General features: G+C 70.5%; 21 protein-coding genes. 8 read left to right on the forward strand and 13 right to left on the reverse strand.

Annotation, left to right across the window (positions count from 1 at the left end):
- Positions 1-48: 48 nt before the first annotated feature.
- Entirely contained in the window at positions 49-948 is a 900-nt protein-coding gene (dapA, locus tag NH2_RS13670) for a 4-hydroxy-tetrahydrodipicolinate synthase (protein ID WP_067653277.1), read from the forward strand.
- A 51-nt stretch (positions 949-999) separates the two neighbouring features.
- Here the strand turns inward: dapA and NH2_RS13675 are convergent, their stop codons facing one another.
- Positions 1000-1659: a TetR/AcrR family transcriptional regulator gene (locus NH2_RS13675; protein WP_067653279.1), complete on the reverse strand. Its 660-nt coding sequence runs from the start codon at positions 1657-1659 to the stop codon at positions 1000-1002.
- A gap of 206 nt (positions 1660-1865) precedes the next feature.
- Between NH2_RS13675 and NH2_RS13680 the strand changes: the two genes are divergently transcribed.
- The 4 genes from NH2_RS13680 to NH2_RS13695 all read left to right on the forward strand — a co-directional run bounded on the left by NH2_RS13680 (position 1866) and on the right by NH2_RS13695 (position 6980).
- Positions 1866-3380, forward strand: a complete 1515-nt coding sequence (locus NH2_RS13680) for an amino acid permease (RefSeq protein WP_067653281.1) — start codon at positions 1866-1868, stop codon at positions 3378-3380.
- A 140-nt stretch (positions 3381-3520) separates the two neighbouring features.
- Positions 3521-4273, forward strand: a complete 753-nt coding sequence (locus NH2_RS13685) for a DUF1989 domain-containing protein (RefSeq protein ID WP_067653283.1) — start codon at positions 3521-3523, stop codon at positions 4271-4273.
- Entirely contained in the window at positions 4270-4887 is a 618-nt protein-coding gene (locus NH2_RS13690; RefSeq protein WP_067653285.1) for an urea amidolyase associated protein UAAP2, read from the forward strand. The genes NH2_RS13685 and NH2_RS13690 overlap by 4 nt, the downstream gene beginning before the upstream one ends.
- Positions 4884-6980: a 5-oxoprolinase/urea amidolyase family protein gene (locus tag NH2_RS13695; protein WP_084505518.1), complete on the forward strand. Its 2097-nt coding sequence runs from the start codon at positions 4884-4886 to the stop codon at positions 6978-6980. Before NH2_RS13690 ends, NH2_RS13695 begins: the two co-directional genes overlap by 4 nt.
- Before the next feature lie 42 nt (positions 6981-7022).
- On the opposite strand, the gene NH2_RS13700 is transcribed toward NH2_RS13695, so the two are convergent.
- Positions 7023-7319 carry an MTH1187 family thiamine-binding protein gene (locus NH2_RS13700; protein ID WP_067653287.1) on the reverse strand — a complete coding sequence of 99 codons (297 nt, stop codon included), beginning with the start codon at positions 7317-7319 and terminating at the stop codon, positions 7023-7025.
- Between the two features lie 55 nt (positions 7320-7374).
- On the opposite strand from NH2_RS13700, the gene NH2_RS13705 reads away from it, so the two are divergent.
- Positions 7375-7626 (forward strand): hypothetical protein, encoded by a 252-nt coding sequence (locus tag NH2_RS13705; protein WP_067653288.1) that lies wholly within the window; start codon positions 7375-7377, stop codon positions 7624-7626.
- Between the two features lie 174 nt (positions 7627-7800).
- The gene (locus tag NH2_RS28765) at positions 7801-8232 is read left to right on the forward strand and encodes a hypothetical protein (RefSeq protein WP_157103756.1); all 432 of its coding nucleotides are present in this window, start codon (positions 7801-7803) and stop codon (positions 8230-8232) included.
- A gap of 496 nt (positions 8233-8728) precedes the next feature.
- Here the strand turns inward: NH2_RS28765 and gad are convergent, their stop codons facing one another.
- From gad to NH2_RS13720, 3 genes are all read right to left on the reverse strand, one after another.
- Positions 8729-10117: a glutamate decarboxylase gene (gad, locus tag NH2_RS13710; RefSeq protein ID WP_067653290.1), complete on the reverse strand. Its 1389-nt coding sequence runs from the start codon at positions 10115-10117 to the stop codon at positions 8729-8731.
- A 434-nt stretch (positions 10118-10551) separates the two neighbouring features.
- Positions 10552-11400 carry an SDR family NAD(P)-dependent oxidoreductase gene (locus tag NH2_RS13715; RefSeq protein WP_067653292.1) on the reverse strand — a complete coding sequence of 283 codons (849 nt, stop codon included), beginning with the start codon at positions 11398-11400 and terminating at the stop codon, positions 10552-10554.
- A gap of 15 nt (positions 11401-11415) precedes the next feature.
- The gene (locus NH2_RS13720) at positions 11416-12540 is read right to left on the reverse strand and encodes an MCE family protein (RefSeq protein WP_067653628.1); all 1125 of its coding nucleotides are present in this window, start codon (positions 12538-12540) and stop codon (positions 11416-11418) included.
- A gap of 199 nt (positions 12541-12739) precedes the next feature.
- Here NH2_RS13720 and cyp51 point away from each other — a divergent pair, with 199 nt between their 5' ends.
- Positions 12740-14089 carry a lanosterol 14-alpha demethylase gene (gene cyp51, locus NH2_RS13725; protein ID WP_067653294.1) on the forward strand — a complete coding sequence of 450 codons (1350 nt, stop codon included), beginning with the start codon at positions 12740-12742 and terminating at the stop codon, positions 14087-14089.
- Positions 14090-14151: 62 nt separating this feature from the next.
- Here the strand turns inward: cyp51 and NH2_RS13730 are convergent, their stop codons facing one another.
- The 8 genes from NH2_RS13730 to NH2_RS13765 all read right to left on the reverse strand — a co-directional run bounded on the left by NH2_RS13730 (position 14152) and on the right by NH2_RS13765 (position 22282).
- On the reverse strand, positions 14152-15378 hold the full coding sequence (locus tag NH2_RS13730; protein ID WP_067653296.1) for a cytochrome P450: 1227 nt from the start codon (positions 15376-15378) through the stop codon (positions 14152-14154).
- 26 nt (positions 15379-15404) lie between these two features.
- On the reverse strand, positions 15405-16514 hold the full coding sequence (locus NH2_RS13735; RefSeq protein ID WP_067653298.1) for an NAD(P)H-dependent amine dehydrogenase family protein: 1110 nt from the start codon (positions 16512-16514) through the stop codon (positions 15405-15407).
- The gene (locus NH2_RS13740) at positions 16511-18178 is read right to left on the reverse strand and encodes an acyl-CoA synthetase (protein ID WP_084505519.1); all 1668 of its coding nucleotides are present in this window, start codon (positions 18176-18178) and stop codon (positions 16511-16513) included. Before NH2_RS13740 ends, NH2_RS13735 begins: the two co-directional genes overlap by 4 nt.
- A 30-nt stretch (positions 18179-18208) precedes the next feature.
- Positions 18209-19456, reverse strand: coding sequence for a hypothetical protein (locus tag NH2_RS13745; RefSeq protein WP_067653300.1), 1248 nt, complete (start codon positions 19454-19456; stop codon positions 18209-18211).
- Between the two features lie 75 nt (positions 19457-19531).
- Positions 19532-20083 carry a Cif family virulence factor gene (locus NH2_RS13750; protein ID WP_067653301.1) on the reverse strand — a complete coding sequence of 184 codons (552 nt, stop codon included), beginning with the start codon at positions 20081-20083 and terminating at the stop codon, positions 19532-19534.
- Positions 20080-20280: a ferredoxin gene (locus tag NH2_RS13755; protein WP_067653303.1), complete on the reverse strand. Its 201-nt coding sequence runs from the start codon at positions 20278-20280 to the stop codon at positions 20080-20082. Before NH2_RS13755 ends, NH2_RS13750 begins: the two co-directional genes overlap by 4 nt.
- A complete protein-coding gene (locus NH2_RS13760) occupies positions 20280-21074 on the reverse strand; it encodes an SDR family oxidoreductase (RefSeq protein ID WP_067653305.1) in 795 nt (264 codons plus the stop codon). Before NH2_RS13760 ends, NH2_RS13755 begins: the two co-directional genes overlap by 1 nt.
- Entirely contained in the window at positions 21074-22282 is a 1209-nt protein-coding gene (locus NH2_RS13765; RefSeq protein ID WP_067653630.1) for a cytochrome P450, read from the reverse strand. The genes NH2_RS13760 and NH2_RS13765 overlap by 1 nt, the downstream gene beginning before the upstream one ends.
- Positions 22283-22329 lie beyond the last annotated feature (47 nt).

Consider the following 22329-nt stretch of genomic DNA (forward strand, 5'->3'; position numbering starts at 1 on the left):
CGGGAATCCGAACTGGACCTGACGAACGATCCGGGCGATGGTCGATTCATGCTCCGCACCGGCCTGTATGTCCCGCTGATCACCCCGTTCACCGCCACCGGCGAACTCGCGACCGCCGCATTGGAAGAACTCGCGCACGCCGCGCTGACCGGCGGCGCCACCGGGCTGGTCGCGCTCGGCACCACCGGCGAAGCCGCGGCACTCACACCGGAAGAGCACGACACCGTCATCGACATCTGCGCAAACGCCTGCGGCGAGCACGGCGCGCCGCTCATCGCGGGAGCGGGAACGAATACCACCGCCGCCTCGATCGAGCAGGTCGCGGCGCTGGACCCGCGGGTCACCGCCGCGCTCACGGTGGTCCCGTACTACACCCGGCCATCCGAAGCTGGTGTGGTCGAGCACTTCCGGCTGCTCGCCGCCGCCAGCCCGGTGCCGCTGATCGTCTACAACATCCCCTACCGCACGGGCCGCACGCTCAGCGCGGAGACGCTGGGCCGAATCGCCCGCATCCCCGATATCGCCGGTTTCAAGCACTCCACGGGCGGCATCGACGAGACTACCCTTGCCTTCCTCGCCGACCTCCCGGACAACACCTCGGTCCTCGCCGGAGACGACCTCTTCACCGCCCCGCTCCTCGCCCTCGGCGCCACCGGCGCGATCCTGGCCTCCGCCAATATCGTCGCCCGCCCGTACGCCGACCTCATCGCCGCCTGGCGCGGGGGCCACGTCGAGCGGGCCAGGCGACTCGGAAACCGCCTGGTCCCGCTCACCCGCGCCCTCTTCGCCGAGCCCAACCCGACCGTCGTCAAAGCGGTCCTCGCCGCGCAGGGCCGAATCCCGAGCCCCCACGTCCGCCTCCCCCTGCTCCCCGCTCGCCCGGAGTCGACTGCCGCCGCTCTGACCTACGTGGACCAGCTCGCCCTCGGACCGCTCGACCGCTCGTAGGGGGACGTCGGCGGTCTTGGTTGTCCGCTCCCGCGTTGCCGATTCCGCGCACTACGCCCGCGGCCCCGCGAGCGATTCCAGCAGTGCCACCGCCTCCGCCCGCACGCCCCCCTCCGCCCCGAGCACCCGCAGCACCGCCTCCGGAATCGTGTGCTCGGCGTACTCCGGCGCCGCCCCCTCGTCGGACCGAATATTGATCACCGTCTCCACCAAGCGGAACGGAAGCACCTCCGCGCCGAGAGCGGCGCCGAGGTCGGCGAGGACCAGCCGGGCCAGCTCCTCGTAGTGCCCCCGCAGCTCGTCCCGGCGCAGCCGGAAGGCGGCGAACCGCTCGGTGCGCAGCTCGGGAAGCAGGTACAGCGCACCGAGATTCCAGCGCGCGGCACACAGCTGGCGCACGTCGAAGAGCGCGAGCGCGTAGAGCCGCACGGCGGCGGGGGCGGGCGAATCGGCCAGCCACTCGGCGAATTCCAGCGGCCCGGCCACGGTCTCGGCGAGCAGCGCGTCCAGGATGTCGTCCTTGGCGGCGAAGTGGTGGTAGAGCGATGCCTGCCGGATGCCGACCGCGTCGGCGACCGCCCTGGTCGAGGTATTCGCGTACCCCTTGGTGGTGAAGAGCTCGCCTGCGGCGTCCAGGATCTCCGCCCGCGGCGTCTGCCCGTGCCTGCGCCGCTGCTCGAGCCGCGGCCGCCCCGGTCCGAGGTTCGTCACCGGGCCATTCTGGCACTGCTCCGGAGCAAGTCCGGCTCGCACCGCGCTGACCTGCGCGGAGAGATTCCTGTCATCCGACAGAAACTCAGGCAACGCAGACGTTACGGCGCTTGATCGGAGCGATACACAGCGGTCACCGGAGACGCGATCGACGGGTCAAAACTGTCACTCGATAGATATTTCGGCCCGTCCCGAAGGAACCGATCATGGCCACCACCCTGGAACCCACCGCCCCCGGGAATCCACCGTCCGACACCCGCGACGGCGCCGACCTCGCGACGTTCGGCTACGAACCGGTGCTGCACCGCAAGCTGGGCCGGTACGCATCGTTCGCGGCGGGCTTCTCGTTCGTCTCCATCCTCACCACGATCTTCCAGTTCTTCGCCTTCGGCTACTCCTTCGGCGGCGCGGCCTTCTTCTGGACCTGGCCGCTGGTCTTCGCGGGCCAGTTCCTGGTGGCGCTGAACTTCGCCGAGCTGGCCGCCCGCTACCCCATCTCGGGCTGCATCTACCAGTGGTCACGGCGGCTGGCGGGCGAGGCGGTGGGCTGGTTCGCGGGCTGGCTGATGATCATCGCGCAGATCGTCACCGCGGCGGCCGCGGCCATCGCACTGCAGGTGGTATTGCCGAGCATCTGGAGCGGTTTCCAGATCATCGGCACCGATACCGCGCTGACCTCGCACGACGGCGCCATGAACGCGGTGCTGCTCGGCAGCGTCCTGCTGGTGGTGACCACCACTATCAATGTCATCGGCATCGACCTGATGGCGCGGATCAACTCGATCGGCGTGACCATCGAGATCGTCGGCGTGCTCGCCATCATCGCGCTCTTCTTCACCGGGGCGGAGCGCGGGCCGGACGTGGTCTTCGACACCTCGCAGGCGGTGGAGGGGCCGTACTGGATGGCCTTCCTGATCTCCGGGCTGATGGCGGCGTACGTGATGGTCGGCTTCGACTCGGCCGGTGAGCTCTCCGAGGAGACCAAGGACCCACGCCGGGTGGCGCCGCGCACCATCCTCACCGCGCTCACCGCCTCCGCGCTCGGTGGCGGGCTCATCCTGGTCGGCGCGCTGATGGCGGCGCCGAGCCTGGACGACGGCGCGCTCGCCGAGGGCGGGCTGGCCTACGTGCTGACCGCCAAGCTGGACAGCCCGGCGGGCACGGTGCTGCTCGGCTGCGTCGCGGTCGCGATCATGGTGTGCACGCTGGCCGTGCAGACCGCCGGTTCCCGGCTGCTCTTCTCCATGGCGCGGGACGGCAAGCTGCCCTTCGCCAAGCCGCTGGCCGCGGTGCACCCGCGGTACGGCACGCCGGTGCTGCCCGCCATCGTGATCGGCGCCGTCGGCATCGCGCTGCTGGTGCTGAACCTGGGCAACTCGGCCATCTTCGCCACCCTGGCCAGCGTCGGCATCGCCACCCTCTACCTGGCCTACCTGCTGGTGACGACGCCGCTGCTGGTGCGCCGGTTCCGCGGCTGGCAGAGCGAGCCAGGGCTGTTCGGGCTCGGCCGCTTCGGGATTCCGGTCAACCTGCTCGCGGTGGCCTGGGGCATCGCCATGACGGTGAACCTGGCCTGGCCGCGGGAAGAGGTGTACACGCCGGAGGGCGGTTCCTGGTGGATGCTCTGGGCCGCACCGCTCTTCGTGCTGCTCGCCGTCGGCGTCGGTTTCGCGATCTACCGCACGGTGGCCTCGAAGCCCGCCCCAGCCCTCGTCCCCTGATCCGTGCGGCGGTGGCGATGCCGGTCGCCACCGCCGCGGTGCCGATGGGGACGCGGCGGCCGACCGCCGGGTCCGCATCTCGGGCGCCGCCGACGGCCCGCCGGCTCGCCGCAAGCCCTTCGACCGACACAGGAGTCTCGATGACAAGCACCGATTCGACCACGGCCGCCAGGGCGCACGCCCGCGCGCAGGCGGCCGCCGCCGCGCTCCCCGAACCCGAACTCCCCGCGGGCATCGACCCCGCGCAGGTCGTGCTCCGCGACCGCATTCCGGCGGGCGGCTACCTGACGCGAGTACTCGCCCGCGGCACCCGAATCCGCCTCACCGACCCCACCGGCGCCGCCTGCGCCCACCTCCTGCTGTTCCGCGCGGAGGCGCCCTGGGAGCGGCTGAACGTCGCCGACACCCTCAAGGTCCCGTGGCAGGCCTACCTCGGCACCGGCCACCCGCTCCTCTCCGATCAGGGCCGGGTGCTGGCCACGGTGCTGACAGACACCTCGGGCCACCACGACGCGCTCTGCGGCCCGACCCCCGAGGTCAGGCACGCGCTGCGGCTCGGCGCGGCCAAGCACGGACTGGCACCCGCCGATGTCGGCCCGACACTCTCCTTCTTCCGCGGGGTCCGCGTGGACGCCGACGGCGGGCTGACCGGCACCGGCAGCGCCGCACCCGGCGCCGCGCTCGACCTCATCGCGCACCTGCCGGTCACCCTGCTGCTGGCGTCCGGCGCCCACCCGCTGGACGAGCGCCCCGCCGCCGAGTTCGACGTCGTCGCCTGGGCCGCACCGGACGACCTCGCGCTGCGCCCGAACCCGGACCCGGAGTACCTGCGGGCCGTCGACAACACCGAAGCGGCCTGGAAAGCCGCCCACCTCGAGGGGGTCCCGGCATGACCAGCACCGAAACACTCGTCCTGGACGAGACCGTCGCCGCCTGCGCCCCCTGGTCCACCGTGGTCCGCGCGGGCGAGCAGCTGCGGATCATCGACCTGCACGGCAACCAGGCCGTCGACTGCCTGCTCTACTCCGCCGCCGACCCCGCCGGCGAGCGCTACAGCGCGCAGGCCACCATGACCGCGCAGCGCAATATCTTCCTGACCACCGGCAGCGTGCTGCGCACCGACTCCGGCGCCGCGCTCATGACGGTGCTCGCCGACGAGGTCGGCAACCACGACACCCTCGCGGGCGCCTGTTCCCAGGAGTCGAACACGCTGCGCTACGGCCAGCACACCAGGCACCAGCACGCCTGCGTGGAGAACTTCCTCACCGAGGCGCTGAAGTGGGGGCTCGGCAAGCGCGACCTGGTCTCGAACATCAACTGGTTCATGAACGTCCCGGTGGAGCCGGACGGCACGCTCGGCATCGTGGACGGGCTCTCCGCGCCGGGCAAGTCGGTGACGCTGCGCGCCGAGATCGACACCCTGGTGCTGGTCTCCAACTGCCCGCAGATCAACAACCCGTGCAATGGTTTCGACCCCACGCCGGTGCGCATGGTGGTGACCCGATGAGCGTATTCACCGAGCCGGTGCCTGCCGAGACCGCGCAACCCGGTGTGCGGCAGCAGCCGCCCGCGGTGCTCGGGGCGCCCGCCACTGCGCGAACGGCCGGCGACGAGCGGGCGACGGGTGTCGAACAGGTGGCGCCCGGCGCCTCGGCCGCGCTGGTGACCGTCGAGCGGCCCGGGCCGCTGACCACCATCCAGGACTGGCCGGGCCGCACCGGGTACTGGCACGTCGGCGTCCCGCCGTCGGGTCCGATGGACGACCTGTCGTTCCGGCTCGGCAACCGCGCGGTCGGGAACCCCGAGGGTGCGGCCGGGCTGGAGTGCACCCTCGCCGGACCGGCTCTGCGCTTCGACCGCCCCACCACGGTCTGCGTGACCGGCGCCCCCGCCCCGGTCACCGTGGACGGCGAACCGGTCCCGCAATGGCGCGCGGTGACGGTGCCCGCGGGCGGCAGGCTCGAGGTCGGCACGGTCACCGGGCCCGGGCTACGGGTCTACGTGCTGCTCGCGGGCGGGCTCGATCTGCCCGAGTACCTGGGCAGCACAGCCACTTTCACGCTCGGCAGGTTCGGCGGCAGCACCGGCGGCACCCTGCGCGAAGGCGAGCTCCTGCCGCTGGGCGAGCCGCCGAGCACCCGCACCGGCGCGGTGCCGATGGAGCACCAGCCCGCGCTCACCCGGCACTGGCAACTGGCCGTCACCGAGGGCCCGCACGGCGCGCCGGAGTTCTTCACCCGCGCCGATATCGACACCCTCTACGCGACCCCCTACGAGGTGCACTTCAACTCCGACCGCACCGGCGTCCGGCTGATCGGCCCGAAACCGGCCTGGGCCCGCCCGGACGGCGGCGAGGCCGGGCTGCACCCGTCCAATATCCACGACACCCCGTACTCCGTCGGCGCACTCGACTTCACCGGCGACACCCCCATCCTGCTCGGCCCCGACGGACCGAGCCTGGGCGGCTTCGTCTGCCCGGTCACGGTGACCGCCGCCGACCGCTGGAAACTCGGCCAGCTCGCCCCCGGCGACACCGTGCGCTTCGTCCCGGTGCGCGGCGCGGCCACCGCCCCGCTGCGCGAGCTGGGCCGGGAGCGCCGCGCCGGCTTCCCGATCGTGCTCAGCACCGGCGGCGACGGCGACGACGGAGTGCTCCGCCGCCGCCACGTCGACGACGAGACCTCGGTGACCTACCGGCGCGCCGGTGACGACGGCGTCCTCGTCGAATACGGCGAGATGACACTGGATCTCGCACTCCGCGCCCGCGTGCACGCACTGCACCAACACCTGCTCACCGACCGCCCGCGCGGCATCACCGAGCTCACCCCCGGCATCCGCTCACTACAGATCCGGGTCGATCCGGCGTTGCTGCCGATCCCCCACCTGCTCGACCTGCTCACCGAGGCGGAGACCGCCATCCCCGCCGCCAGCGACCTGGTGGTGCCGAGCCGCACCGTGCACCTCCCGCTCTCCTGGGACGACCCCGCCACCCGCGAGGCCATCACCCGCTACATGCACGGCGTCCGCGCCGACGCCCCCTGGTGCCCGTGGAATATCGAGTTCATCCGCCGCGTCAACGGCCTGGAGACGGTCCAGGACGTGTACGACACCGTCTTCGACGCCGAGTACCTGGTGCTCGGCCTCGGCGACGTCTACCTCGGCGCGCCGGTCGCCACGCCCACCGACCCCCGGCACCGCCTGGTCACCACCAAGTACAACCCGGCCCGCACCTGGACCCCCGAGAACGCCGTCGGCATCGGCGGCGCCTACCTGTGCATCTACGGCATGGAGGGGCCGGGCGGGTACCAGTTCGTCGGCCGCACGACCCAGGTCTGGAACCACCGCGCCACCGGCTCCGACGACCCCTGGCTGCTCCGCTTCTTCGACCGGATCCGCTGGTACCCGGTCGAAACGGACGAACTCCTCGACCTGCGCGCCGACTTCCGCGGTGACGTGCGCACCGAAGACGGGCACTTCTCGCTCGCCGAGTACCGGGGGTTCCTGGATGCCGAGGCGGATTCCATCGCGGAGTTCCGTGGTCGGCAGGCGGAGGCGTTCGGGGCCGAGCGGGAGTCGTGGCGGCGGGCGGGTGAGTTGTAGGGGATCAGTAGAGACGCAGTGCCCAGACCGCCGGGTATACGGTCAGTTCGCGCCCAGGTGCCGCTCGATCGATTCCACCTTCCCCGTCATCGCATCCGTGACGCCGGGCCGGATATCGCCCTTGAGGACGATCCCGGCCCGCGGCGCGACAACCAGCACGGCATCGATGGCCTGCTTGATCACCGCCATCACCTCGTCCCACTCACCCTCGATGGTGGTGAAGAGCGCGTTGGTTTCGTTGGGTAGCCCGCTGGCGCGGATGACCCGCACCGCTTCGGCAACTCCTGCACCGACGCTTTCGCCGGTCCCCATGGGCGTGACCGAGAACGCGATGATCACCTGTGCCTCCTGATTCGCTGGTCTTCGTGACTACGAAGCGTGCAGGAGCTCGGCGATGTCGCGGTGGAGTTCGGCGGCACCGATCACCTCGGTAAGCCAGATCGGATACGCCCTGGGCGGCATCGCCTCGAAGCATGGCATCGCCGTAGTAGGCGCCGAAGCCTTCGTGGTCGATATCCGGGTGGTCATGGCCCCGGGATTCGACGAACAGCTGCTCGGCGTCCTCGACAGCCCGCAGGCACTCGACCGCATTACCGAGCTGACCGAAGGCGCGGGCTTGCACTGCTGCGATATCGGCCCGACGTAGGAGCGACAGCCGATCGGGCCGCATACCGGCCATGCCGAGCATCGTCAGGGCGTCGTCGGCCTGACCGAGGAAGATGGCCTGCCGCGCCAGACAGGTCAGGATGGCGGCCCGAAGCCACCAGGCATCGGACTGTTCGGCGCAGTGCAATCCAGCCTCTGCCGATACTCGCTGCACGTGAGCCATCCCGACGCGAGCGGGAAGCTGGTCGAGCGGGCCTGCGGCAGCCGCGATCATCTCGTCGCTGAGCATGGTTGCCGACACAGCGAGCACCCCGCGCAGGAAGTCATTGCGTCGCACATCATCCGCCTGAAGCGCTCGGGACCATGTCGCGTCATCATAGGACGACCGAGCGGGCTCGGCCGGTGTGGACTTCCTGCCACCTCGCCTCCGCGCCTGCCAGGCGGCTTGGCCTTCGGCGACGATCTGCTCGAAGCGGGTCCGGTCATCGGCGGTCGCCCGTTGCGCGTAGGCGGTATCGAGAATCGCCTGCGTACCCGGGCGCGGCACGACCGTGCCGAGTCCGCGACGCCAGTTCGCGACGATCGTGATCTCAACGCCGAGCAGAGCAGCGAAATCCCGTACCGAACAACGCATGGCTTCCTGTAGGGCCACGGCTTCGAATCCGGTCCACGCCCGCCCTCTGACCACATCTCCCCCTACGTCACCGCTCTTCGAGCCGGGCGAACGCATACAACGCGCCGACGCTAGCGCAACAGCGCGTACTTCGCACGAAACACGCTGTCGGGCAGGGTAAATGCCGATATCCGGCACTGGGGAGACGCCTGGAATCGAGTCGGGCGCACCGACTGCCCTGCGGTGCGGCAGGCCGGTGGCGAAAGCCCTCGGTGCCGGGTATCTCGATCCTCGAGCGGCGCACTGTACACGGAGGCTTTCAGCTCGATGTCGACCCCACCACGTCGAGCCCGACACATACATATCGAATCCGGCCCCCTGAGCCTGGACTTCATCGCCAGTGCCGAACACGCCCGAGATGTCTCCGACGAATTGGCGCCATGCTTCCCGGAAGTCATTGTCACCGTGGATGACGATATCTCTCCGGATCTGCCGCCCCTGCCTTGCGCAAGATTGTGGGAGTAAAAAGTCAGGTGTGCGCGAAACCGGCGGTGTCGTGCTGCGGGCGCTCCTGGGCCCGCAACCGCGGCATCACCTGCTCGAGCGCTTCGAGCAGCAACCCGGCGAGATCGTGGGTGAAACCATTGCGCACCACGATGCGCAGCGCCGCGAGATCCTCCCGGTCGGCGGGGAAGGTGTAGGCGGGCACCAGCCACCCGTGTTCGCGCAGCGCGGCGGAGACGTCGAAGACCGAGTAGCCGGACTCGCCGTCGGCCAGGGTGAAGGCGAAGACCGGGAGCTCGCTGCCGTCGGTGAGCAGGCGGAAGGGGCCGAGCGCGGCGATCCGCGCGGCCAGTTCGGTGGCGACGTCCCGGCAGTACTGCTGGATCCGCGTGTACCCGCTGCGGCCGAGCCGGAGGAAGGTGTAGTACTGGGCCACCACCTGGGCGCCGGGGCGGGAGAAGTTGAGGGCGAAGGTGGGCATCTCGCCGCCGAGGTAGTTGACGCGGAAGATGAGGTCGTCGGGGAGCGCGGGGGTGTCGCGCCAGAGCACCCAGCCGACGCCCGGGTACACCAGGCCGTACTTGTGCCCGGAGGTATTGATCGAGGCGACGCGCGGGAGGCGGAAGTCCCACTCCAGCTCCGGGTCGCAGAACGGGGCGATCATGGCGCCGGAGGCACCGTCCACGTGCACCGGGATGTTCCAGCCCTGGTCTTTCTCCAGCTGGTCGAGCGCGGCGCAGATCTCGGCGACCGGCTCGTAGCTGCCGTCGAAGGTGGAGCCGAGGATGGCGACGACGCCGATGGTGTTCTCGTCGCAGTACGGGAGCGCGGCCTCGGCGGTCAGGTGGTAGCGATCGCCTTCCATCGGCACCAGCCGGGGCTCGACGTCCCAGTAGTCGGCGAACTTCTCCCAGCACACCTGGACATTGCCGCCCATCACCAGGTTCGGCCGCTCGGCCGGGAGCCCGGCCGCCCTGCGCTGCTGCTGCCACCGGCGTTTCAAGGCCAGCCCGGCCAGCATGCACGCCTCGCTCGACCCGGTGGTCGAACAGCCTGGCGCGGTCGCCGGGTCGGGGGCGTGCCACAGGTCGGCGAGCATGTGCACGCAGCGCTGCTCCAGCTCGGCGGTGCGCGGGTACTCGTCCTTGTCGATCATGTTCTTGTCGAAGCACTCGCGCATGAGTTCCTGCGCGGCGGGCTCCATCCAGGTGGTCACGAAGGTCGCCAGGTTGAGCCGGGCATTGCCGTCCAGCATGAGCTCGTCGTGCACCACCTGGTAGGCGACCTCGCAGTCCAGCTCCCCCTCCGGCATGCGATCCCGCGGCACGGTGATCGGCTCCCTGGTGAACACCGGGTTGACCGCTACCTCCTTCGGCCGGCGGGGGTGCGGGTCGGACGGGTGCGACAGCGGCATGGCGGCTCCTGCCTCTCGGCCGGGCGATCGGGTGGGCTCAGCGTATCCGCAGGTCGGCGCCGTCCCCCGTTTCCGCGCTACCCGGCGTGCCGGTCCAGGTACTCGGCGACCGCCTTGCGGATGCCCGGTCTGGGAGCCCCCTTCGCGGGGGTGCGGCATGACTGCCCCTAGGGAATTTGCTGTGGCTGCCTGATGTGGTGTCTTCGGCGTACCGGAGGTCGATGACTCATCATCAGGACGAGTTGCTGCTAGCGATCAAGTCGCGGACACACCTGGTCGAGCCACTGCACTGACCGCAGACGCAGAGCAGCCCCTGGGGGCCGTAGCTGTCACCAGGGGCCAGACCGTCTGTCAGGGCGAACCCCGAGGGACGATTCCTTGCTCGCATTTCAGGTTAACACGCAAACCGTGCTTCATCCGTGGAGCCGCTCCGGTCAGCGCACCTTGCGCTCCAGCTCGTCCAGGGTCAAGGGCGGCTCACCGTTGTGGTCGCGGTAGGCGACGATGCTTGGCGTCGGACGTTCGAAGCGGCCGACGAAATTGCCTGCGGCGATGAAGACCTGGCCGGTGACGTCCTTGGCTCGGTCGGTGGCGAGGTAGCGGTAGAGCTGCGCGGCGTACTCCGGGGGCGGGGCGTCGAGGGCGCCCTGGGTGGAGAGCTCGTCGAGCATTCCACGGCGGTGGAGTTCGTGGATCTTGGCTTCGTAGGCGTCGCCGGTGGAGAGGCGGGTGCGGGCGCCGGGGCAGATCACGTTGGCGCGGACGCCGTGTTCGCGGAGTTCGGCGGCGATGGCGAGGGTCAGGCTGGTCACCGCGCCCTTGCCCGCGGCGTAGCCGGTGCCGCCGTAATCGCCGAGGTAGGCGAAGGAGCTGGTGTTGACGATGGTGCCGCGGCCCTGCTCGACCATGCGCGGGGCGGCCGCGCGGCAGGTGGTGAAGACGGTCTCCAGGTGGGAGTCGAGCAGGGTGCGCCATTCGTCGGGGCGAACGGTGAGAATCGAGGAACCCTCCGGCTCGGCGATGCCCGCGCAGTTCACCAGGATGTCGACGGCGCCGAACTCGGCGACGCAGGTGGCGATCAACCGGTCGGCCACGAAGGCGTCGGCGGCCGAGCCGGGTACGCCGACGGCGCCCAGCTCGGACGAGACGCGCTGCACCACCTCGGCTGAGCGGCCGTTCACCACCACCCCCGCCCCTTCGGCGGCCAGCGCGGCGGCGACAGCACGCCCGATCCCGCTGGTTCCGCCGACCACGACGGCGCCGCGACCGGTCAACTCGGCCATGTCTCTCCTCGAAGGTCAGACGCCGGGCATCCCGGCGAAGAGCAGCCGGAATACCGACGGCAGGTTGGGGGTGATCTGCGTGGACGGGATGAAGGGCGGGCCCTCGTTGGTGTCGGTGACGACATAGTCGGCGTGGCTACCGGGCGCCCGGTCCAGCACGCCGCTGCAGTTGGGGCCGCCGGTGGCGTTCACCTCGGGCAGGTCCTGCGGGTACTTGTACGCGGGCGCGCCGTACATGAAGCTGGCGAAGAACGAGGCCCCCGGCTTGTTGCCACCGAAGAGCGACTCGGCCAGCGGCATGGCGTTGTTGATCCCGACCACCAGGCAGTACAGCACCGGCTTGTACTCGTACAGCAGCTCGGCGGTGGGCCGGAGCAGGGCCAGCGTCTCGACGACCGCCTGCTCGTTCTCGCCGAGCACGGCGGTGCCGGTGTCGGCGAGCCCGATCAGCCCGAGGAGTACGGCGTCGAGGTCCCGCGAGCGCTCCGCGATGGTGCCCGCCGCGACGGTGGTGTTGTCCACCGTCCGCAGCAGGTCGGGCGCGGTAGCGGAATACAAGCCGGTGACCTGGGCGGTGGCGGCGAGATCGCGCTCCAGTGCGGGCAGGCTGGGGTTGAGCTCGGCGAGGTAGGCGTCCGAGCGGGTGAGCAGCTCGCCGAGTTTCGCGCCGCGTCCGTCCAGCGCCTGGCCGATCGCGCTCAGCGTGGCATTGAGCTTGGCCGGCTCGACCGCGGCGAGCAGGCGGCTGAGCCGCTGGAAGAGCGTGTCGAACTCGACCGTCACGGCGGACGCGCGCAATAGCGTGCCCGGCCGCATGGGAGTCGGCGCGGCATCGGCGGGCACCACGAAGTTCACGTACTTGGCGCCGAAGACGGTGGTCGAGCGGATGTCGACGGTGGCATTGCTCGGAACCAGCGCCAGCCGCTCCGGATCGACCCGCAGCTCGAGCCGCGCGGTGTCGCCGATCGACTCCACCGAGGCGACCGTGCCGATCTCCACCCCGCGCACCCGCACCTTGGCATCCGGGTCGAGTACGAGCCCGCTGCGCGGCGCCTCGACGGTGAGCGCGACGGTGTCCTGGAAACGCCCGGCGAACATGGCCAGCGCGAGCCCGGCGACGGACGCTAGGAGAGCGACCATGGAGAGCGCCGCCACCTTGTAGCGCACCAGCGACCAGACCTCAGCGGCCTGCGACTTCGCCGACGCTTCCTCGCGTTTCTGCACGGTTCACCTCTCGCTGGGCGAGCGCTTTCTTCCTTGCTTGGCCAGGGGCGGCCGTAGTACTGTCCAGACAGGTGTCCATCATATGTCTGGACAGCAACCTGGGGAAGGATTTCCGATGAGTCCGCTGAAACCGCGACGGGTCTCCGGTGGCGAGCACGAGCACGGCCATCTCGAGGAGTTCCGCACCGACCCGATTGCCCTGATGCAGCGCATCCGCGCCGAGTGCGGTGATGTCGGCGCGTTTCAGCTGGCGGACAAGAAGGTGCTGCTGCTGACCGGCGCCGAGGCGAACGAGTTCTTCTTCCGCTCCGCCGACGAGGATCTGGACCAGGCCGCGGCCTACCCGTTCATGAAGCCGATCTTCGGCGCGGGCGTGGTCTTCGACGCCAGCCCGGAGCGGCGCAAGGAGATGCTGCACAACTCCGCGCTGCGCGCCGACCAGATGCGGGGCCACGCCGCGACCATCGAGCGCGAGGTCGAGCGGATGCTGGCGAACTGGGGCGACGAGGGCGAGATCGACCTGCTGGAGTTCTTCGCCGAGCTCACCATCTACACCTCGTCGGCCTGCCTGATCGGCCCCAAGTTCCGCGAGGAGCTGGACATCCGGTTCGCCGAGCTCTACCACGAGCTGGAGCGCGGCACCGACGCGCTCGCCTACGTGGACCCGTACCTGCCGATCGAGAGCTTCCGCATCCGGGACGAGGCGCGCGCCGCCCTGGTCGACCTGGTGCAGGGCATCATGGACCAGCGCCGGGCCAACCCCTCCGCCAAGGAGGACCGCGACCTGCTCGACGTGCTGATCTCGGTCCCGGACGACGACGGCAACCCGCGCTTCGACGCCGACGTGATCACCGGCATCTTCATCTCCATGATGTTCGCCGGGCACCACACCACCTCGGGCACCGCCGCCTGGTCGGTGATCGAGCTGCTCCGGCACCCGGAGGTGCTCTCCGGCGTGGTGAAGGAGCTGGACGAGCTGTATGCCGACGGGTCGGCAGTGAGCTTCAACGCGCTGCGCCAGATCCCGAATCTGGAGGCGGTGCTCAAGGAGACGCTGCGGCTGCACCCGCCGCTCATCATCCTGATGCGGGTGGCGCGCGGCGCCTTCGAGGTGTGCGGCACCGAGATCACCGAGGGCGACCTGGTGGCGGCGACCCCGGCCATCTCCAACCGGCTGCCGGAGGACTTCCCGAACCCGGACTCCTTCGACCCGGGCCGCTACCTCGACCCGAACCAGGAAGACCTGGTGAATCGCTGGACCTGGATCCCGTTCGGCGCGGGCAGGCACCGCTGCGTCGGCGCGGCCTTCGCGCTCATGCAGCTCAAGGCGATCTTCTCGGTGCTGCTCCGGGACTGGGAGTTCGAGATGACGCAGCCATCGGAGAGCTACCGCAACGACCACAGCAAGATGGTGGTGCAGCTGGCCCAGCCGTGCCGGGTGCGCTACCGGCGCAGGCAGCGCTGAGAACAGGCGGGGCCCGCCGCGCGCGGTACGCGTGGCGGGCCCCGTCTCGTTCCGCTCCGAGTTCACTCGAAAGCGACCTGCCAGCTCTTGATGCCGTTGATCCAGCCGTTGCGCAGCCGCACCGGCTCGCTCACCTCCCGGACCACGGGCATGACGTCGGCGATCGCGTTGAACATCAGATCGATCTCCAGCCGGGCCAGATTGGCGCCGACGCAGTAGTGGGTTCCGGTGCCGCCGAAGCCGACGTGCGGATTGGGGTCGCGGCCGATGTCGAAGGTGAAGGGCCGATCGAAGCCGTCCTCGTCGAAGTTGGCCGAGCCGTAGAAGAGGCCGATCCGCTCGCCCTCCCTGATCTGCTGCCCGCCGAGCTCCAGGTCCTGGGTGGCGGTGCGCTGGAAGACGGTGACCGGGGTGGCCCAGCGGACGATCTCGTCCGGTGCGGTCTTGGGCCGCTCGGCCCGGTAGCGCTCCCACTGCTCCGGGTGGTCGACAAAAGCCTTCATGCCGTGCGTGATGGCATTGCGGGTGGTCTCGTTGCCGGCGACGGCGAGCAGGATGACGAAGAAGCCGAACTCGTCGGAGGCCAGCGATTCGCCGTCGATATCGGCCTGGACCAGCTCGGAGACGATGTCGTTGGCCGGGCTGGCCCGGCGCTGCTCGGCCATGTTCCAGGCGTAGCCGAGGATCTCGGCGGAGGCGACGGTCGGGTCGCCGTACTCCGGGTCGTCGTAGTTGAGCATGGCGTTGGACCAGTCGAAGACCTTGCGCCGGTCCTCCTGCGGCACGCCGAGCAGCTCGGCGATGGCCTGCAGCGGCAGCTCCACCGCGACCTGCTCCACGAAATCGCCGCCGCCGGACTTCCTGGCGGCGTGCACGATCCGCTCCGCCCGTTCGGCCAGCGCCGCGCGCAGGCTCTCCACCGCGCGCGGGGTGAAGCCCTTGGCGATGATCCGGCGGATCTTGGAGTGCTTGGGCGGGTCCATGTTCACCAGCAGCGCGCTGGTCAGCTCCATCTGGTCGATGGTGATGTCGCCGGGGAGCCGGATGATCGAGCCCTTGCGCTGTGAGGAGTACAGCTCCGGGTGGCGCGAGATCTCTTTGATGTCGGCGAGTTTGCTGACCACCCAGTAGCCGCCGTCGAAGAAGCCGCCCGAGTTCTCGTCGGTCTGCGGGTTCCACCACACCGGCGCGGTGCGGCGCAGCATCGCGAACTCCTCGACCGGGCGGCGGTTCTCCCAGAGCGCGGGATCGGTGAAGTCGAAGCCGGTGGGCAACGAGGGTGCGGACATCTCTACCTCCTGGGGATAGCGAAAGCTCACCGGGCCGGGGACCGGTCGCTCCGGTGTGCGCGGTGCAGGTGCGGTGCGGCTCTTCCCGCCGTGAGCGGCAGGTCGAGGTACGTGTGCACGCCGGGGGCGGCGGCGACGACGTACGGGATGCTGTTCACGCAGTGCGCGGCGGTCGCGACGATGCCTGGATGCCGTTCCACTACCCGGGGGCCACCCGCCGGCGCGCGGTCGTCGGCGGGGTGGGCGTGCATGCCCGCGATCGTGGTGAACGACCCGGGGTCGCCGGCGATCTCGATCTCGTAGCGCTCACCGGCGGCGCCGAACTCCCACGGCGGGTCCAGCGCGGCCTCGCCCATGAACCAGTTCACCGCGGCGGTGATCACCGGCTCGCCGTCGACGGTGCCCTGCCAGCGCAGCCGCTGCGCGGCCACCTGCCCCGGCTCGATCACCCCGATCGGGGACTCGATCGGGGCGGTCGCCACCGCGGCCTCGTGCGTGACCCGCAGCTCGGGGTCGAGATCGAACCCGAGCGCGTCGGCGATCATCCACACCGACTGCCGGTAGCCGGAGCCGAGCGCGTCGGCGGTGCCGGACGAGGTGGCCTCCTCGGCTGTGCCGCCGAACTTCATCCAGTACCGGACCACGTCGGGGGCGGCGTAGGTGCGGATGTCGGAGAACTCCTCCGCGCGCACCGCCGTCACCGAGCCGCTCAACGCGGTGAGCGCCAGCGGGATCTTCTCGGTGATGCCGCCGGGGTGGATGCCGGTGCCGTGCAGGGTGACGCCGTGCTCCCGGCACAGCGCGTCGTAGCGTTCGCGCTGCTTGGCGTCGGGGTAGAACCAGCCGAGCGGGGTGACCACGTTCTTTCCCGCGGCGAGGATGCCGCGCAGCGTTTTTCCGTCGGCCAGGAGCGGGCTGTAGAGGACGCAGTCGGCGTCGCGGGCGAGCAGGGCTTCCGCGTCGGTGGTGGCGGTGACGCCGATGCGGTCACGGCCGACCAGGGTGCCGAGATCGGCGCCGTCCTTGTCCGCACTGTGCACCCACGCGCCGGCGAGTTCCAGTTCGGGGTGGTCGAGGATGGTCTCTATGGCGGCCCGGCCGACGCCGCCGGTCGCCCACTGGATCACCCGGATCACGCCGGGATCCCGCCCTCGCCCGGCGCGGCGGCGCTCGAAACCGGCGCCCCTGGCTCCGGCACCCGGTGATCCGGCTCGTGCTCGGCGACGTGGCCGCGCGCCCAGCCGTAATCCGGCTTTCCGCTGGGCGCCCGCACCACGCTCTCGGTGATCCACAGCGAGCGCGGGATCTTGTACCCGGCCAGGTGCCGCCTGGTGTGCGCGCAGAACTCGGCGAAGTCGAACTCCGCGCCGGCCGCGAGCGCGACCACCGCGGCGACCGAGCTCCCCCACCGCTCGTGCGGCACCGCGACCACGGTGGCGTCGAAGACCGCGGGGTGCGCCTTGACCACGCTCTCCACCTCTTCGGCGAAGACCTTCTCGCCGCCGGTGTTGATCACCATATTGCCGCGGCCGATGAGCGTGATCGAGCCGTCGTCCTCGCGCCTGGCCCGGTCGTCGGTGATCACGATGCGCTCGCCGTCGACGGTCTTGAAGAGCTTCTCCGACTTCACCGGGTCCCTGTAGTACCCGAGCGGCACCTGCCCGGTCTTGGCCAGCCACCCCTCCGACCCGGGCGGCACCGGAACGCCGTCGTCGTCCACGATCACCGCGCCGCGGCCGGTGTTCACCCGCGGCCCGCGCGCCGGGTCGTCGTCCTGCTGCGCGAAGCCGATCCCGCCGAACCCGGTCTCCGAGGAGCCGATGGAGTCGGAGATGACCGCACCGGGGAAGAGCTCGAGCAGCACGTTCTTGGTGGACTGGGTGAGCAGCGCCGCGCCGGAGGCGATGGCGATCACCGAGGAGACGTCCACCGGGTGCGCCCGGAAGGCGTCGATCAGCGGCCGCGCCATGGCGTCGCCGGTGATCACGATGACATGGGGGTGCTCGCGCGCGACCTGCCGCCAGACCCGCTCCGGGTCGAAACGGCGCTCGAAGACCACCGCGTGCCCGCACCACAGCGCCAGGAAGGTCGGCATCATGGCGGCGGCGTGGATGAGCGGCGGCAGGATGAAGTAGATCGCCTGGCCACCCGCCGCGCCGGTGCGGGACTGCTGGTACTCGTCGGTGACGTACTCGCCTGTGTAGAAGTCGATGCCGCCGCCGAGCACCCGCCACATGTCCTCCTGCCGCCACATGACGCCCTTGGGCAGGCCGGTGGTGCCGCCGGTGTACATCATGAACAGGTCGTCACCGCTGCGGTCGGCGAACGGCCGCCAGGGCGCGCCCGCCTTCATGACCGACTCGTAGCGCAGCGCCTCGATGCCGAACTCCCAGCTCGCCAGGTCGTCGTCCACGCAGATCAGGTGCCGCAGCCCGGGCACCGCCTCCCGCGCCGCGCGCACCTGCTCGCCGTAGCAGGCGTGGTAGAGCAGGACCTCGAGGTCGGCGTTGTCGTAGAGGTAGGTCAGCTCGGCCGGGCCGTAGCGGAAGTTGACGTTGATCGGGACCGCGGCGAGCTTGAAGCAGGCGATCAGCACCTCCATGGTCTCGATGCTGTTGTGCATCTGGAAGCCGACGTGCGTGCCGGTGCCGACCCCGAGCGTGGCCAGGTAGTGGGCCAGCTGATTCGCCCTGGTGTCCAGGTCGCGGAAGCGGAGCCTGCGGTCGCCCTGGATCAGCGCGGTGCGCTCCGGCATCGCGTCGACGGCGTGTTCGAAGAGGTCGGCGAAGTTGTTGGCCATGTCGCTTCCGTCTCGTACTCGGTCCGGAGCTCACACCACGGTGAGCGGGAGGGGGATTCCCCGGTCGGTGAAGGTCCAGTCGGCGCCGGTGCTGAACCGGGTCACCGCGACCTCCGGCGCTTCCCTGTGCGGCTGGTCGGTCAGCTCGACCTCGACGCTCCAGCCCCCCGGGCCGCTCTCGGCGCGACAGCTGAACCGCGGGTTCACCCCGCGCACCAGGGCGTCCAGCGGACCGAGGTGCTCGGGGTCGAGCATGGCCGGCCAGGCGCCGTCGGCCTGCGCGCCGGATTCGGCCGGGAACCACAGGGCCAGCCCGTGCTCGCGCGGGCGGAGCTCGATCCCGGTGTAGACCGCCGGGTTGAGCACCGGGTGCGCGCGCAGCACGGTGGCCAGCCCGGCGTAGTCGTGGCCCGCGCCGAGGGCGTGCCGCAGCCGCTCGGCGGCGACGCCCGCGATCCCGGCGAGGGTCTTGCGGGCGATCTCCGCGGCCGCGGCGAGATCGGTACGCTCGGTGATCGCCACCAGGAAGCCGAGCGTCAGCAGGTGCTGCTGCAGGCAGACCTCGTCGGCGATCCGGATCAGCGCGGAGCGGGAGAAGTCCGCGAACCGGACGTCGCTGAGCAGCGGGCCGGAGTAATCCGCCGCGCCCGCGTCGGCGGGGTCGATCGGGGCCAGCTCCAGCCCGGCGGCCACGGTATTCGCCACCAGCGCGGCATTGCGCGGCACCGGGGGCGGCTCGTGCGCGGGGTCGATGATGACGGTCCAGGCGCACATGGGCTTGCGGTCCGCCGGCTTGCGCGGCGGCCGGTGGATCGGGCGCACCTGGGCGTGCGGGTTGGTGGCCAGCGCGGTGGCGTCGAAGGTGGGGTCTTCGATGTCGTGGCACATGGAGACGACGTACTTGTCCCCCATCGGCTCGACGTCGACGAGCGCGCCGCAGTGGTCCAGCCAGAACTGGCCGTGGTCGCGGTCGGTGACCTCGAACCGGAAGTCCATGAACTGCGGCGGCGCGCCGATGTCGAGCTGCAGCCCCTTGAAGATGGTGACCACGTCGTCGCCGGTGTAGTTCAGCGCGCGCTGCATGCGCCTGGTGTAGATCGGGCTGGCGAGCTGCCACTCCTCGATCGCCACCTCGGCCATCCCCTCGCGGCCGAAGGCGCCGATCACGTGCGCCATGCCGGAGCGGTCGATGAGCTGGCCGCAGAGCAGCAGCTCGGGCACGAGCACCGCGAGCTGTTCGCGGGTGAAATCCTGGAATCCACTGCCGGGCTGAATCATGCGTGGATCACCTGCTCCGGACGTCGCGCAACGCGGAATCTGTCCCGGCGTGGCCGGTTCTCGTTGTCATGGGACCTACCAGATCGGGACCGGCGACTGGCCGATCTTGTACCAGCCGGGCAGCGGCTCCCTGGCGGTGGAGCGCTCGATCCGCTTCAGCATCCCGGGCGAGAGCGCGTTCGCGGTGATCATCTCCAGGAACAGCGCGGAGACATTGCCGAAGTCGAAGAAGTCGCGCTGCCAGGACCACTGGTAGTCGCCGCCGTACTTGAACCAGCTGCCGCCGATCCCGTCCACGGTGTACTTGCTGCCGTCCGCGCGGGTGGCGTCGGCCACCTGCTTCCACAGCCCGATGACGTTGCCGGAGCGCTCGTCCACCACGAAGTCCTGGTAGGGGTAGGTCCACCCCTCCAGCCCCGCCATCTCCTGGCCGAGGGCCAGCTCCCGGATCTCCTCCCGGCCGACCGCCATGAACTCCTGCTTGGGGCCGTAGTTCCAGCCGTAGGTGGCGTCGACGGTGTAGAGCTCGGCCAGCGGGCGCCAGTCGCCCTTCTCCTCCGCGCGCTCGTTCTCCGCGATCCAGCGGGCGATCATCTCGTCCAGCTCGGCGCGATCGAATCCGGTCATAGCTCTTCGCCTTTCACAAAAAGGGCCTGGGTCGGGCAGTAGCGGACGGCGTTGCGCACGTCCGCGAGGTGGTCGGGGCCGGGTTCGGCGTCGAGGATCTCGACCTGGCCCCGCTTGGGCACGGTGAACACATCGGGCGCCTCCGCCGCGCAGACGGCGTGGCCCTGGCACAGATCCAGATCGACCTCGACGCGCATTACGCGCCGCCCTCGTCGCGGGGCTTCAGCGGGGCCTCGGGTTGCACCTCGACCAGCACCATGTGCGCGCCGCGCGGCACCGAGACCACGGTGGCGACGGCATCGGCCAGGTGCTCCGGCTTGAGCATGTACGGGTGCCTGGCGAAGCCCCAGGACATCCAGCTCTCCAGCAGCGGGCCGACCGTCTCGGGTGCGGCGTTCATGCCCATGCCGGTGACGGTCGGGCCGGGGCGCACCAGCGAGGCCCGGATGCCGGTGCCCTCCAGCTCCATGCGCAGCTGGTGCCCGAAGGCCTCCAGCCCGGTCTTGGCGGCGTTGTAGGCGCCGTTGTGCGGGCGCGGGATCTCGGCGCAGTCCGAGGAGATGAGCACCAGGTCGCCGCGCTGCCGCTCCAGCATGCCGGGCAGCACCCGGTGCACCAGCCGGTGCGCGCCGACCAGGTGCACCTGCACCTGGGCCAGGAACCGGTCCGGCGCCATGTCCTGGATCCGGCCGAACTCGATATCGCCCGCCCCGGAGACGAGGATCTCGGCCGGGCCGTGCGCGCGCTCGGCGGCGGCGACGAACTCGTCCACCGAATCCTGCTCGGTGACGTCCAGCCGGATGGCGGTCGCGGTGCCGCCGTCGGCGGTGATCTTCTCGGCCAGCTCCTGGCACTGCGCCACCCGGCGGGCACCGAGCGCCACCGGGTGCCCGAGCCTGGCCAGCCGCACCGCGGTGGCGGCGCCGATGCCGGACGAGGCGCCTGCGACGAGCGCCGGCCTGCGCACGGGATGGGGTTCGAAACGGGGCATCAGCGCACCTCCACCGAGATCGGAAGCTTGGCGAAACCGCGGACATTGGTCGAGTGCACGCGCTCGATCCCCTCCGCGTGGACGTGGTATTCACGGACCCGCTCGGCGAACTCGGCGAGCGCGACATTGGCCTCCAGCCGCGCCAGGTGCGCGCCGAGGCAGAAGTGCACGCCCGCGCCGAAGCTGGCGAGCGCGGTGCCGCCGGTGCGGTCGATCCGGTAGCTGTCGGCGTCGTCGAACGCCTCGGAGTCCCGGTTCGCGGAGCCGATCAGCAGCAGCACCTTGGCGCCCTCGGGGATGGTGCCGCCGTGGTACTCGAGGTCGGCGGTGGCGGTGCGGGCCACGATCTGGCTGGAGGTGTCGTAGCGCAGCGTCTCCTCGACCCAATCGCTGACGCGCTCCGGATCGCCCGCCACCCTTGCGTACTCGGCCGGGTTGCGGCCGGCCCAGTAGAGCGCGTTGCCGAGCAGCTTGGTGGTGGTCTCGTTGCCCGCCACCACCATGAGGAACATGAAGCCGATGATCTCGTCGTCGGTCAGCACGTCGCCGTCGATCTCGGCGTCCAGCAGCGCCGAGGTCAGGTCGTCGGTGGGGTTCTTCCTGCGCTCGGCGACCAGGTCGGCGTAGTAGCCGACCAGGCCGAGCGAGGCGTCGATGGCCTCCGGCGGCACGTCGAGCACGCCGTCCGCGCGGTGCACCACCAGGTCGGCCTGCCTGCGGATCTCCGCCCGGTCGCTCGCCGGGACGCCCATCAGCTCGCTGATCACGTCCATCGGCAGCTTGCCCGCGACCTCGTCGATCCAGTCGAAGCGGCCGCTCGCCAGCGCGGGCTCCAGGTACTCCAGGGTGAGCTCCCGGATCCGGTCCGCCATCTCGGCCACCCGCTTGGGGGTGAAGCCCTTGTAGACCAGCCTGCGCATACGCATGTGCCGCGGGTCGTCCATGGCCAGGAAGGACATGGTGCGGTGCGCGTGCGGGCCCCAGGCGGCGGGGTCGAGCGAGACGCCGTTGGCGCTGGAGAGCCTGGTGCTGTCCCGGAACCCGGCGGTGACGTCGGCGTACCGGCTCAGCGCCCAGAATCCGATCGCCGGATTGTGGTAGAGCGGAGCCTCTTCGCGCAGGCGCCGGTAGATCGGGTACGGGTCCTCGTGGAAGCCGTAGTCGTACGGATCGAACGCCAAGGGGTCGAGGGCGGTGGAACCGGTCATCGCGAGCACCCCGATTTCGATAACGAGTTCTCTGCGTCGCGCGGCGC

Source organism: Nocardia harenae NBRC 108248 (assembly GCF_001612885.1).
Taxonomy (GTDB): Bacteria; Actinomycetota; Actinomycetes; order Mycobacteriales; family Mycobacteriaceae; genus Nocardia; species Nocardia harenae.